This window comes from Streptomyces sp. NPDC092952, from assembly GCF_044754785.1.
Taxonomy (GTDB): Bacteria; Actinomycetota; Actinomycetes; order Streptomycetales; family Streptomycetaceae; genus Streptomyces.
Window position 1 is genome coordinate 185,027 of sequence record NZ_JBIVPT010000006.1, and the last position, 12,677, is coordinate 197,703.

Consider the following 12,677-nt stretch of genomic DNA (forward strand, 5'->3'; position numbering starts at 1 on the left):
GCCGCTCGCCGGGCCTCGCGGACCCGGCTCCGACTCGTCGGTGCGCCTCCGCGGTGGATGTCACGGCGCGTCGGGCGCGGTCTCCCGGGCGGGGTGGTCCGGGGTGGCGGCCCGCAGCGCCGCTTCGACCCGGCGGTTGCTGGTCATGGTCGCCGTGACGGCCGTCATCGCCAGGAGGAGGCCGGCGGCGGCGTAGAGCGGGGTGCGGACGTCGTAGGCGGTGGCGAGCCAGCCGCCGGCGAAGGCCCCGACGGGGGCGGCGCACATGGCCAGCATGCGGGAGGTGGAGGCGACCCGGCCCATGAGGCGGGCCGGGACGATCGCCTGCCGGAGGGACGGCCCGAGCACCATCGTGGCGCCCATGCCGGCCCCGCAGACCGCGAGCGCGAGCCCGGCCACGTACGGGTTCGGGGCGGAGGCCAGGCCCAGGACGGCAAGCCCTTCGACCGCGGCCGTGCAGGTCAGCGCGGTGCCGGTGCCGAGACGTCGGCCGAGCCCGGAGGCGATGGCCGCACCGAGCAGACCGCCGGTGGCCTCCGCCGTGAGGAGCAGGCCGAAGCCGTAGGTGTCGATGCCGAGGCGGTCGTGCGCGAAGAGCGCGAGTACGGTCTCCACCGCGAGGAAGGCGATGTTGCCGACCGCCGGGCGGAGTGCGAGCCCGAGCAGCAGCCGGTCCTGGAAGACGTACGAGGCCCCGGCCCGTGCCTGCCGAAGCAGCGGTTCACGGGCCTCCGGTGAAGGGCGGGGCATGGCGGGCAGCGTACGGACGAGCAACGCGGAGACCAGGAACGACACCGCGTCGGCGACCAGTGGAACCGCCCGCCCGAGCGTGAGCAGTGTGCTGCCCGCGGGCGGTCCCACGAAGCCGGACATGGCGGTCTGGGCTCCGCGCAGGCGGGAGTTGGCGCGCTCCAGGAGTACGGGGTCGCGGCGGAGCAGATCCGGCAGGAAGGCCGTGGCGGCCGTGTCGAAGAAGAGTCCGCCGAGGCCGAGCAGGAAGGCGACGGCCGCGAGCAGTGGGATGCTCAGCACGTCGAGCGCCGCCGCCGATGCCGGTATCGCGAGCAGTGCCGCCCGCGCCGCGTCCGCGACCCACATCGTGCGCCGTCGGTCCCAGCGGTCCACCAGCGCACCGCCGAGCACCCCGAAGAGCAGCCACGGCAGCGTGCCCGCGGCCGTGACGACGGCGAGCGCCATCGGGTCCCGCGTCAGCGTCAACGCGATCAGCGGCAGCGCGGCGTGGGTCACCCCGTCGCCGAGCGAGGAGACCGTCTGGGCGGTCCACAGCCGTCCGAAGCCGGTCGGTAACTTCCTCGTGTCCGTGTTCATTCGGTGCTCCCCTCGGTCTGCGTACGCGGTGCCGGGTGGAACAGCGCGAAGACGAGTGACGTGTCCGGCAGTGATGGATCGGACAGCTCCCGGTACTCGTCGGCCAGGGCCTCCAGGCGTGCCCCCAGCTGTGCGAACTGCTCGTCGGTGAGCCGGAGATGCGCCAGCCGAACGTGCCGCTCCCCGTCCGCCGGTGACGCCTCCAGGTCCGCCACCGCGTGCCGCATCAGCACGTCCGGGCCTCCCTCGCCGGGATCCGGCAGCACGATCGACCGCGCGGCCATCGCGTAGTACCGCTCGGTGACGCCCCGCACCTTGCGCGTCCGCACCACCTTCACCAGGCCGGCCCGCTCCAGCAGGCGGACGTGATAGCTGGAGCTCCCTTTCGCGAGGCCCACCCGCTCGGCGATCTGGGTGATCGTCGCCGGCTCGAAGCGGAGCACGGCCATGATCCGGTGGCGCGTGAGGTTGGAGACGGCGCGCAACTGCTCGTCCGTGGTGACGTGAAACGTCTCGGGAAGTTCGTCCGTAGGCATGCGAGTAATGGTCAACGACTCTTGACCATTGCGCAAGGGGTTTCGCGCGGCGAGGTCGCTCAACTCCATTGGTGCGGGGCCGACTTCATCTCGATCCACGGGTATCGGGGTGCCCTGTCCTCTCCGCAGGGAAGACCGTCCGCGACCTCCCGCCCGGCGCGGTCGCTCCCCCCGCCCCGACCGCCGAGCTCCCCGGTGTCCCCGCGGTCGTACGCCCGGCCTGCGCGAACGGCGTGCCGGTGCCGTTGCCGTCGGTCCGGAGTGTCCGAGAGGCGGGCGCGCCCGGGCGGGACCGGAGGCACCGGCGTTCTCCGTGCCGTGTCCGCTCGGGCCCGGGGGCGGTGCGCGCTACGGGGTCGGCGCGGAGCCGGTGATCGAGGTGACGGCCATCCGGACCGCGCGGTCCGTCACCGCCTCGGGGTCGTCGCCGCCCTCGATCGCCGTGGTGGCGGCGTTGACGATGCCCTGGAGAAGCAGTGCGGTGCGCCTCGGGTCCGGCTCGCCCAGCACGGTCAGGGCCTCGGTCAGCGGGGTCAGCAGCTCCCGGTGGGCGTGGGCCGCGCTCTCCCGTACCACCGTCGCGTCCCGGACCCCGGCCAGCGCCGCCGCGATCCGGTGCTCGCCCCGGCGCACCAGGTCCAGCTGGCACGACACGTACGCGGCGATCTTCTGCTCGGGGGTGGTGGCCGCCGACATGCCCTCCCGGATGGCGTCCGTCCAGCGCGGCATCGCGTCCTCGACGACGGCGGCGAGCAGCTCGGGCCGGCCGGGGAAGTACTTGTACACGCTGTTGCGGGCGAGGCCGGTGGCCCGGGCGACCGCGGTGAAGGTCACGGCCGCCGCGTCCCCGCCCTCCAGCAGCTCGCGCGCGGCCCGCACCAGGGCCAGCCGCTGCTGGGCGTGGTGCTCGGCGACCGTGGCGGCCTGGATCCTGGGCATCGGCACAGTCTAGAAGCCCCGACCCACTTCCGACCCCCACTTGGGGACGCCGCGTCCCCATCATCTATCTTGGCGACGCACTGTCCCTAACATCGATCCACCGAAGGGAACCGCCGTGTTCCTCGCACTGCTGGAGCTGCGCGCCGCCCGGGGGCGCTTTCTGCTCATGGGATCCGTCGTGGTGCTCGTCGCCGCACTCGTCGGGATCGTCTCCGGCTTCACCACCGGCCTCGGCGACGACACCATCTCCGCCCTGCGCCGCCTCCCGGCCGCGCAGCTGGTCTTCTCCTCGGACGCCCGCTCCGACCAGTTCGCCCGCAGCCTCCTCGACGAGAAGACCGCCGCCGCCTGGCGCGCGGACGCGGGCACCGGGACGGCCCCGCTGGGCGTCTCCATCACCCGGGGCACCACGGACCGGGGCGCCGAGGTCGACCTCGCCGCGTTCGGCGTCGAGCCCGGCTCCTTCCTCGCCCCCTCCGTCACCGAGGGGCACGGCCTCGCGGACGCGCCGCAGGACAGCATCGTGATGTCCGCCAAACTCGCCGACGAGGGCGTACGCGTCGGCGACACCCTGGTCATCGACCGGCTCGGCATCGAACTGCGCGTCGTCGGACTCACCGAACGCTCCAGCTACGGCCATGTGCCCGTCGCCTACGTACCGCTGAAGACCTGGCAGCGCATCCGCTTCAGCACCCCCGGCGCCCCCGCCGCCGCGGCCGCCGCGATCCCTGACCAGTTCAGCGCCCTCGCCCTGCGCACCGCACCCACCGACACCACGGTCACCACCCTCGACAAGCGCCACTCCACCACCACCCTCACCAAGGAGAAGGCGTACGAGGCGGCTCCCGGCTACACCGGCGAGCGCGTCACCATGACCTCGATCCAGGTCTTCCTCTACCTGATCGCCCCGCTCGTCGTCGGCGCCTTCTTCGCGGTGTGGACGGTCCAGCGCCAGCCCGAGCTCGCCCTGCTGCGCGCCATGGGCGCCTCCCGGCGACGGCTGCTGGCCCACACGGTGATCCAGGCCGCGCTGGTCGTCGTCCTCGGCACCGTGGCGGGCGCGGTGCTCGCCGGAGCCGTCGGGCTGCTGGTCGGCGAGCAGGTGCCCTTCAGCCTGCCCGCCGGCACCCTCGTCGCCACCATGTGCACCGTCGCGGCCGTCGGCCTCGCGGGCACCGCACTGACCCTGCGCCGGGTCACCCACGCCGACCCGCTGACCATGCTGGGAGCCAACCGATGAGCCTCGAACTGTCCGGCGTCACCGTCGCCTTCGGCCGCGCCGACGCCCGCACCACCGTCCTCGACGGCCTCGACGTCACCTTCGAGGCGGGCCGGATGACGGCGCTCGTCGGGCCCTCCGGCTCCGGCAAGTCCACCCTGCTCGCCGTCGCGGGCGCCCTGCTGCGGCCCACCGCCGGGCAGGTCCTGCTGGACGGCGACGACCTCGCCGCGCTCTCCGACGCCCACCGGGCCGCGGCGCGCCGGGAACGGATCGGCTACATGTTCCAGAGCGGCAACCTGCTCTCCGGGCTGACCGCCACCGACCAGCTCCTCGCCGCCGTGTACATCGGCGGTGGCCGCCCGCGCGCCCAGCGCTCCCGCGCCGAGGAGGCCCTCACCCGGGTCGGGCTGGGCCACCGGCTGCGCCACCGCCCCGAACAGCTCTCCGGCGGCGAGCGCCAGCGCGTCGCCCTGGCCCGCGCGCTCTTCCTCTCGCCGAAGCTGCTGCTGATCGACGAACCGACGGCGGCCGTGGACCGCTCCCAGGCCGGCGATCTGGCCGGACTGCTGGCCGAACGGACCCACCAGGACGACTGCGTCACGGTCGTGGCCACCCACGACCCGGCCGTGGCGGAGGCCGCCGACCGGGTCGTGGACATGGCCGCGCTGACCGCCGCGAGGGTCTGAGCGCCCTGGGCGTGTCCGGTGGCTCAGGGGCGGGCAGGTGCCGCGCTCCGGCCATGATCCGCCGGACACGCCCGAGGGCCGCGTCGCACCGGCCGGTCCGTCAGGGCCGGTGCACGTCGCCGTAGAGATAGCTCCGGTCGCCGCCGAGCGCGGCCCGGCTCCACGCCTCCACCTCGGCCGGCCCCATCGCCGCCCAGTCGGGGGTGTGCTCCACCAGATCGCGCCCCAGCCGCCGCCCCAGCTCCACCAGCCGGGCCCCCTCGGCGGTGCGCTCGTCGGCGTACCGGCCCAGCGCACCGGCCACCGAGGAGGCGTCCCGCAGGGCCCGTTCCAGGCAGAGCGCGTCCTGCAGGGCCTTGACCGCACCGCTGGCGGTGTGCGGCCGGGTCACCCCCGCCGCGTCGCCCGCCAGCAGGAACGGCGGCTCGGCGACCCGGGGGGCCATGAGGTCGGCGACCGGGTGGTGGGTCCGGGCGCCGGGCGCGGCCCGCATCACGACCTCGGCCCACTCCGCCGGGAAGTGCTCCCCGGCCAGCTCACCCACGTACGCCCCCGGATCGGCCCCCCGCGGGGCGGTTCCGTAGACGACGTGCGCCAGCAGCCGCGACCCCGGGACCGGGCCCGGGATCGCGTAGAAGACGGCGTGCCCGCCGGGGAACCCCAGCGTCACCCACGCGTTCCGCAGCAGCTCCAGCGGACCCGTGAGGTCGCCGAGCACATCCATCGGGACCGTGCCCCGCCAGGCCAGATAGCCGGCGGGCACCGGCCGGACGTCCGGCGCCATCCGCTCACGGGTGACGGAGCGGAACCCGTCCGCCCCCACCACGATGTCGTACTCCCGCTCCCCGTCCCGGGTGCGGATCAGCCCGCGCCCCGAGGCCGCCCGCGCCACCGACTCCACCGGCAGCCCCCGCCGGTACACCCCCGCCCGGACCCGCGCGTGCAACGCCCGCCACAGCAGGCCCCAGTTGCACGCGGCCACCGGCGCCGTCTGGCGTGCCAGCTCGCGCGCCGACCGCCCGCCCGGGGCCCGGGTGAGCCAGACCCGGGATTCGACCGGCACCGTCTCCATGTCCGCGCCCAGATAGCCGTCGGCCACCAGCTCACGGTGGAGCGGGGGCGGCATGACGATGCCGAATCCCCGCTCCTGGAGGGCGCCGTCGCTGCGTTCGTGGACGGTGACCTCCGCCCCGGCCCGCACCGCCGCGATCGCCATGGCGCAGCCGGCGATGCTGCCGCCGACCACTCCGATGCGTAAACCCGTCACCGTCACCGGTCCACCGTCCGTCCCGAGGTCTTCGAGGCTCCGTCCGGCTCATCGTCGCACCGCCGGGGCGGACGGGGGACCGGAGCGGGGTCACGGGGTGACGGTCACCGTGCCGCCGCCGGAGGCCTGGAGCCCCATCGTCCGGTACGTCGCGGTGAGCGCGGTGCTTCCCGAGGCCCCGGCCGCCACGGTGACCGGGACCTTGATGTTGGCCCCCTGGCCGGGGGCGAGCGCCGGAATGGCGCGCTGCTGGGCCGTCCAGCCCGCCGGAACGGTCAGGTCGACGGTGCCGGCCGCGCGGCGTACGTCCATCCGGTTGACCACGCGGACCGTCACCTCGGCGGTGGTGCCGGCCTTCAGGGCGGCGGGCGGGGTGATCGTGATGTCGGCGCAGGTGCCGCCGAGCCACTTCAGATCGAAGGAGGAGTAGGTGATGTGCGTGTAGTCGGCCCGCTCGTAGAGCAGCCCGAGCCGTCCGCCGGACAGCCGGGTCAGCGTCGAGTAGGCGGCGGAGCCCGGGTCGACAACCTTGCGGATCGGCCAGGTCCGGCCGTTGTCGCAGGACATCTTCACCGTGAGGTTGCGCCGTGCGGAGGCGTCCTCGGTGTTGCTGAACAGCAGCCACGAGGACTGCGGGTCGGACGGTGCGGCGTCGGGGTTGTACCGCATCACCGAGGCGTTGTTGGCCGGGTCGGTGAGGTGGGTGTCCTGGACGAACGGGGTGTAGGTGACCCCGCCGTCGGAGGAGTACGCCACGGTCCGGTACGGCTTGGACCGGTTGTTGAGCATGACCCGGCCGTCGGACAGCTCGACCGTCTTGTTCTCGTCGCCGCCGGGGCCGACCGGGGTGCCCATCCGCCACGTCTCGCCGTGGTCGTCGCTGTAGGCGCTCGCCGCGTAGTTGGCGCCGTCGATGCGTACGGCGTACTGCTGGATCAGCCGCCCCTTGTACGCGCCGTGCCGCAGCTGGATGCCCTCGCCGGAGGCCGCGAACATGCCCGCCCAGGCGGGGTCCTTGATCTGCCGGGTGATCCGGCGGTGGCTCCAGGTCGCGCCGTCGTCGTCGGAGTAGCTGTAGTCGGCCTGGAGGACGTTCGGGTCGGACTCGTCGTTACCGGTGGCCGAACCGAAGAAGCCCTGGTTCACCGAGGCCGCGTAGAACAGGAAGATCCGGCCGGTGGTGCGGTCCACCAGCAGGCTGGGGTCGCCGTAGCCCTTGGGCGCGGCATCCCGGCGGACCACCTGCTGGGGCTGCCAGGTCACCCCGTTGTCGATGCTGCGGCGGATCACGATCGAGATGTTGCCCGGCAGGTCGCCGAGGGTGGGGCGGGCGTCGTAGGCCGCGATCACGGTGCCCTTCACCGAGGTGGTGAGGGCCGGGATGCGGTAGTGCGGCGAGCCCACGCCGTCGACCGTCAGGTCCTGGGAGGTCAGTTCACCGGGGGCGGGGGAGGCGGCGTACGAGGTGCCGGTGGCCGTGACGGCCAGGAGCGCGGCGGCGCTGAGCAGGGCGACGGAGACTTTTCGCTGCATGGACGGTCTCTCTTCTCGGAAGGGGGATGGTGCTTCTGGGAAGGGGGAAGGCGTGGTGGCACGGCTGCGGGCCGGGGCCGAGGGGGCGTCACGGGACGCGCAGTGAGCAGACCCGGCTGTCGGCCTCGAAGACCCGCAGCTCCTTGATCATTTTTACGGCGATGCGGTGGTGGCCCCGCTCGTTGGGATGGAGCCCGTCGTTGAGCAGGGTGAGCGGCACCGGACCGGAGCCGCCGTTCAGCCAGTCGTTGTAGTGGTCGACGAACACGACGCCCAGGTCGGCCGCGACCTCTCCCATCACCTGCGCGTACCGCGAAAGCCCCACCCGGCCGGGCCACTTGGCCGGATCGACCGGGTTCGGCGACTGGAGCACCGGTACCGGCGCTCCGGGCAGCGCGCGGACCGAGCGGACCAGCGAGACCAGATGGGACCGGTAGACCTCGGGGCCGAGGCCGGAGGTCGCGATGTCGTTCGTACCGATCATGACCGACACCACCTTCGGGGCGAAGGCGGCGACCAGCTCGGTGAAGGCGCCGACCAGGTCCGCGCTGGTCGCCCCGCTCACCCCGGAGTCGATGACGAAGTCTCGGTTCTTCGGTTTGCCGAGCTCCCAGCGGACCCGCTCCGTCCAGTGCTCCGGGTAGCTGCGCCAGCCGTTGGTGTGCAGGGCGCCGTGGGTGATGCTGTCGCCGGTGACGACCCAGGTGGCGGGCGTGTCGCTGTTCAGGATGGTGCTGATCCGGCCCAGGTCGGCGAGGTCCGGGCGGGGGCACTGGGCAAGCAGTTCGGCCTCGCCGAGCACCCTGCCCCAGATCGCGGCCCGCTCGACGGTGCCGGTGCAGAACCACTCGCCGCCGGGGTGGTCGCTGTCGAGATTGCCGCCGAGGGTGAGCGCGCGCAGAGCGGGGACGGAACCGAAGAAGGGGTTCCGCGCCGTTTCGAGGACCGTGCGCCCGCCGGCGTGGAGCCGGGTGCCGAAGGGGCCGGAGGTCACGGCGACGGTGTGCCGCAGACCGTCGTCGTAGCGTGTCCTGGTCATGACATTGACGAGCACCGCACCCTTCTCGCGCACCGAGAACTGCAGGGCGCCGCCGCTCAGGTTCAGTGTGATGTTGGAGGACGGCTCGGCCGGATCGGAGGCGCTGAGCAGGGTCATCGCCGTGTTGTGGCTGGTGGTGCGGAAGGTGACGACGACGGTGCCGGTGGTGAGCGGGGCGATGGCCCCGACCCGGTCCGACAGGTCGACGTACCGGGTGCCGTCCAGGTCCACGGGGACGGTGTGGTCCAGGAGCGGGTCCCCACCCGCCCCGGCGGCGACGGCCCGGCCGCCGAGGCGGGTGCCCAGGGCGGCGGATCCGGCGGCGAGAAGCATGGATCGTCTGCGCACGGAAGGTCCTTCCGGTCAGGAGTGGTCGGCCCGCCCCGGCTTCGGGGCGGCGAACAGGGCACGCACCCAGGCCAGTTGCTCCCGCTGCTGGTACGCGGCCCCGCCCTCGTGCCCGTTGAACGCGTAGACGCGTACGTCCTTGGCGCCCGCGTAGTTGTGGTACGCGGCGAAGCAGGTGGAGGGCGGGCAGATGTCGTCCATCATCGCGATGGAGAACAGTGCGGGAGCGGTGGCGCGGGTGGCGTGCAGCGCGGCGTCGAAGTACGACAGGGTGGTGAAGACCGTTTCGGCGCGGTCGCGGTGGAGCCGCAGGTACTCGGCGATCTCGGTGTACGGCGGGCGGCCGGTGATCTCCGCGCCGCGCCGGATGTCGCAGAGGAACGGCACGTCCGGCATCACCCCGGCCAGCCCCGGCACCAGCCCCGCCACGGCCAGGGCGATCCCGCCGCCCTGGCTGACCCCGGTCACCACGATCCGGTCCGGGTCGACCGAGGGATGCGCCCGCACCGTCTCGACGCAGCGCACCGCGTCCGTGAACACCCGCCGGTAGTAGTACGTCTCCGGGCTCTCCACGCCCCGGGTGAGGAAGCCGGGCACGGTGCCGGCGGCGCCCGCGTCCGTGTCGGCGGTGGAGCCGCCCGCGGCCGACCAGCCCTGGCCGCGGGTGTCCATGATCAGGTGCGCGTACCCGGCGGAGGCCCAGACCAGGCTCTCGTGCGCCAGCCCCCGTCCCCGACCGTACCCGAGGAACTCGACGACGCAGCCGAGCCGCCCGGTCGCCCCGGCCGGAAGGTGCAGCCAGCCGCGCACCGGCCGCCCGGCGAATCCGGGCAGGGTCACGTCGTACGTACGGATCTGGCTGAGCCCCGTGTCGACGGGCGTGAACACGGGCGGGGGAGCCGCCCCGGCGGCGGCGGACGCCTCGCCCAGGGTGCCCGACCAGAAGGCGTCGAAGTCGTCCGGAACGGGCAGTTCGGGCCGGTGGTCGAGGCATTCCGCGAGCGAGAGGTCCGTCAACGGCATGGGGGTGTCCTTCTGGGATGGACCGGGGGGTGAACGCCGGGACACAGGACGCGTGAACGTCGGGAGACGAGACAGAAGACGTCAGATGTCCTGGTGGCACACGGACCCTAGGCAGCGTTCGCGGTGACCGTCAAGAGCCCCGCCCGTACCGTTCCCCGCCCGTACGGTTCCCCGTCGGGCGGGGCCGGTTCCTCTTCGGCGCCCCGGTCAGTTCCGGGCGCGCGCCTCGGAGATCCGGCGCCTGACCGGGGCGTAGTGCTCGCCCAGCGCCTTCAGGAAGCCGGTGATGTCCCCGGCCCGCGCGGCGTCCACGATGTTCTGGTGGGCCGCGATGGTCTCCATCTCGTCGGCGTGCGTGAACCCGTCGAGATGCGGCGCGACGATCGAGTACACGTCCCAGAAGGCCATCGAGAGCTGGCCGATCAGTTCGTTGCCGAGCGGCGCGACCAGGAGTGCGTGGAAGGCCCGGTCGGCCTCGACGAAGCCGTGCCCGTCCTGGACGCCGGTCTCGCGCATCGTGGAGACCAGGCCGTCCAGCCGGTCCAGCTGCTCCGTGCTGAGCAGCGAGACGATCCGGTCGGCCATCCCGCGTTCGAAGAGCTCGCGCACGTCGACCAGGTCGGCCATCACCTGGAAGTCGTCGTCGGGGGAGAGCAGCCCGCGGAAGGTCAGGCTCTCCACCAGGGCCGAGAGGCTCAGCCGTCCGACGTACGTGCCGTGCCCGTGGCGCACCTCCACGATGTCCAGCGCGGCGAGGATCTTCACCGCCTCGCGGACGCTGGAGCGGCTCGCGCCCAGTGCCTCGCAGAGGGCCGGCTCGGCGGGCAGCGGGTCCCCGGGGCGGAGCCGTTCCTCAAGGATGTAGCGCTTGATGCCCTCGACGACCTCCTGCCTGAGCAGCTGTCGGCCGGGCTTCGCACCGGACATATGTGAACTCCCCACCCTCTTGACCCCTCTCGATTGCCCAGCTACGTTCCCACGTTATCAAGGCATCAGACATCTGACGTCTGATGCTCAGGGCTCGTCGGTCCCCGTGATCCCGGGTGCCACGATGCGTTGATCAGTCGTTTTCCGCCTTTCCTTCCGTTCCGCCTTCGATGTCCCTGGAGGACCCGTGCCCGAGCTGATAACAGCCGGTGTCGAGCGCCGCACCTTCCTGCGATTCACCGGCGCCGTCGGCGCGGCAGCCGCCATCGCGGCCACTCTCTCCGCCTGTGGCGGACCGTCCTCGACCGCTGACGGCGCGACGGGCGGGGGTGGTGCCGGCGAGCTGATCGAGGCCGGTCTCTCGTACCCCCTGTCGACCGGATTCGACCCGATGATCACCTCGGGCGCGACTCCCTACGCCGCCAATATGCACATATTCGAGGGCTTGGTAGATCTCGATCCGGCAACACTCGTGGCCCGCCCCGCGCTCGCCACCGAGGCGCCGAAGAAGATCAACGCCACCACCTACCGGGCCACCCTCCGCGAGGGGGCGACCTTCCACGACGGATCGCCGGTCACCGCCGAGGACGTGGTCTTCAGCTTCGAACGCGTCCTGGACCCGAAGAACGCCTCCCTGATGGCCCAGTTCGTGCCCTTCGTCGACACGGTGAAGGCCGTCGACGCGGGCACCGTCGAGTTCAAGCTGAAGTACCCCTTCGCGCTCTTCCCGTCCCGGATCGCCGTCGTCCGGATCGTCCCGAAGAAGATCGTCGAGCCCGACCCCAAGGCGTTCGACGCCAAGCCGGTCGGCTCCGGGCCGTACCGGTTCGTCGAGGCGACCCGCGAGGACAAGATCGTCTTCGAGGCGTACGACAAGTACAACGGGCCGCACCCCGCCAAGGCCAAGAAGATGGTCTGGCGGCTCATGTCGGACCAGTCGGCCCGCGTCAGCGCCATGGAATCGGGCCGCGTCCAGGCCATCGAGGACGTCCCGTACATCGACGTCAAGCGCCTCGGCGGCACCGCGAAGACCGAGTCCGTGCAGTCCTTCGGCATGCTCTTCCTGATGTTCAACACCGCGGACAAGCGCTTCGCGGACAAGCGGGTGCGCCAGGCGCTGCACTACGCCCTGGACACCGAGAAGATCATCTCCACCGCGATGGTGGGCAACGCGGCCGCCGCCACCGGCTACGTCCCCGCCACCCACCCCGACTACCACAAGGCCGCCACCGTCTACACCCACGACGTGGCGAAGGCGAAGCAGCTGCTCGCCGACGCGGGCGTCAAGAACCTCTCCTTCACCGTCCTCACCACCGACACCGGCTGGGTCAAGGACATCGCCCCGCTGCTGAAGGAGAGCTGGGAGGCGGCGGGCGTCAAGGTCACCCTCGACATCGCCCAGTCCCCGGCCCAGTACGCCAAGATCGACAAGGGGGACTTCGAGGTCCTCGCCGCCCCCGGCGACCCGTCCGTCTTCGGCAACGACGCGGACCTCCTGCTGCGCTGGTTCTACTACGGCTTCTGGCCCGAGAAGCGCTACGGCTGGGGCGGCTCCGCCGCGTACAAGAAGGTCAGGCAGACCCTCGACAAGGCCGCCCGCGCCGCCGACGAGACCGAGCGCAAGCGGCTGTGGGGCGAGGTGACCGACCTGGTCGCCGACGAGGCCGCGCTCTACCCGGTCCTCCACCGCAAGCTGCCCACCGCCTGGAACGAGAAGGCGCTGCCCGGCTTCAAGCCGCTGCCCACCACCGGCCTCTCCTTCCTGGACGTCGCCCGCGCCTGACCCGCCCCGGGACACCGCCCCCCTCGGGGGCGTCCGGCACATGCC

At 72.7% G+C, this 12,677-nt stretch carries 11 protein-coding genes; 3 read left to right on the forward strand and 8 right to left on the reverse strand.

What is annotated here, in order from left to right:
* Positions 1-60 precede the first annotated feature (60 nt).
* The 3 genes from ACIQGQ_RS17470 to ACIQGQ_RS17480 form a co-directional block, all read right to left on the reverse strand.
* The gene (locus ACIQGQ_RS17470) at positions 61-1,329 is read right to left on the reverse strand and encodes an MFS transporter (RefSeq protein ID WP_402396414.1); all 1,269 of its coding nucleotides are present in this window, start codon (positions 1,327-1,329) and stop codon (positions 61-63) included.
* The gene (locus ACIQGQ_RS17475) at positions 1,326-1,865 is read right to left on the reverse strand and encodes an ArsR/SmtB family transcription factor (protein WP_402396416.1); all 540 of its coding nucleotides are present in this window, start codon (positions 1,863-1,865) and stop codon (positions 1,326-1,328) included. The genes ACIQGQ_RS17470 and ACIQGQ_RS17475 overlap by 4 nt, the downstream gene beginning before the upstream one ends.
* Positions 1,866-2,213: 348 nt before the next feature.
* Entirely contained in the window at positions 2,214-2,804 is a 591-nt protein-coding gene (locus tag ACIQGQ_RS17480) for a TetR/AcrR family transcriptional regulator (RefSeq protein WP_402396418.1), read from the reverse strand.
* 115 nt (positions 2,805-2,919) lie between these two features.
* Between ACIQGQ_RS17480 and ACIQGQ_RS17485 the strand changes: the two genes are divergently transcribed.
* Positions 2,920-4,044: an ABC transporter permease gene (locus tag ACIQGQ_RS17485; RefSeq protein WP_402396421.1), complete on the forward strand. Its 1,125-nt coding sequence runs from the start codon at positions 2,920-2,922 to the stop codon at positions 4,042-4,044.
* Positions 4,041-4,712, forward strand: a complete 672-nt coding sequence (locus tag ACIQGQ_RS17490; RefSeq protein ID WP_402396424.1) for an ABC transporter ATP-binding protein — start codon at positions 4,041-4,043, stop codon at positions 4,710-4,712. Before ACIQGQ_RS17485 ends, ACIQGQ_RS17490 begins: the two co-directional genes overlap by 4 nt.
* Before the next feature lie 100 nt (positions 4,713-4,812).
* Here ACIQGQ_RS17490 and ACIQGQ_RS17495 read toward each other — a convergent pair whose 3' ends face one another.
* The 5 genes from ACIQGQ_RS17495 to ACIQGQ_RS17515 all read right to left on the reverse strand — a co-directional run bounded on the left by ACIQGQ_RS17495 (position 4,813) and on the right by ACIQGQ_RS17515 (position 10,849).
* Positions 4,813-5,985: an FAD-dependent monooxygenase gene (locus ACIQGQ_RS17495; protein WP_402396426.1), complete on the reverse strand. Its 1,173-nt coding sequence runs from the start codon at positions 5,983-5,985 to the stop codon at positions 4,813-4,815.
* An 84-nt stretch (positions 5,986-6,069) separates the two neighbouring features.
* Positions 6,070-7,512 (reverse strand): exo-alpha-sialidase, encoded by a 1,443-nt coding sequence (locus ACIQGQ_RS17500; RefSeq protein ID WP_402396429.1) that lies wholly within the window; start codon positions 7,510-7,512, stop codon positions 6,070-6,072.
* 88 nt (positions 7,513-7,600) lie between these two features.
* Positions 7,601-8,899: a GDSL-type esterase/lipase family protein gene (locus ACIQGQ_RS17505; protein WP_402396432.1), complete on the reverse strand. Its 1,299-nt coding sequence runs from the start codon at positions 8,897-8,899 to the stop codon at positions 7,601-7,603.
* A 15-nt stretch (positions 8,900-8,914) separates the two neighbouring features.
* The gene (locus tag ACIQGQ_RS17510; RefSeq protein WP_402396434.1) at positions 8,915-9,922 is read right to left on the reverse strand and encodes an acetylxylan esterase; all 1,008 of its coding nucleotides are present in this window, start codon (positions 9,920-9,922) and stop codon (positions 8,915-8,917) included.
* Between the two features lie 207 nt (positions 9,923-10,129).
* Positions 10,130-10,849 carry an FCD domain-containing protein gene (locus ACIQGQ_RS17515; RefSeq protein WP_352272959.1) on the reverse strand — a complete coding sequence of 240 codons (720 nt, stop codon included), beginning with the start codon at positions 10,847-10,849 and terminating at the stop codon, positions 10,130-10,132.
* 187 nt (positions 10,850-11,036) lie between these two features.
* Here ACIQGQ_RS17515 and ACIQGQ_RS17520 point away from each other — a divergent pair, with 187 nt between their 5' ends.
* A complete protein-coding gene (locus ACIQGQ_RS17520; protein WP_402396437.1) occupies positions 11,037-12,632 on the forward strand; it encodes an ABC transporter substrate-binding protein in 1,596 nt (531 codons plus the stop codon).
* Positions 12,633-12,677: the final 45 nt, after the last annotated feature.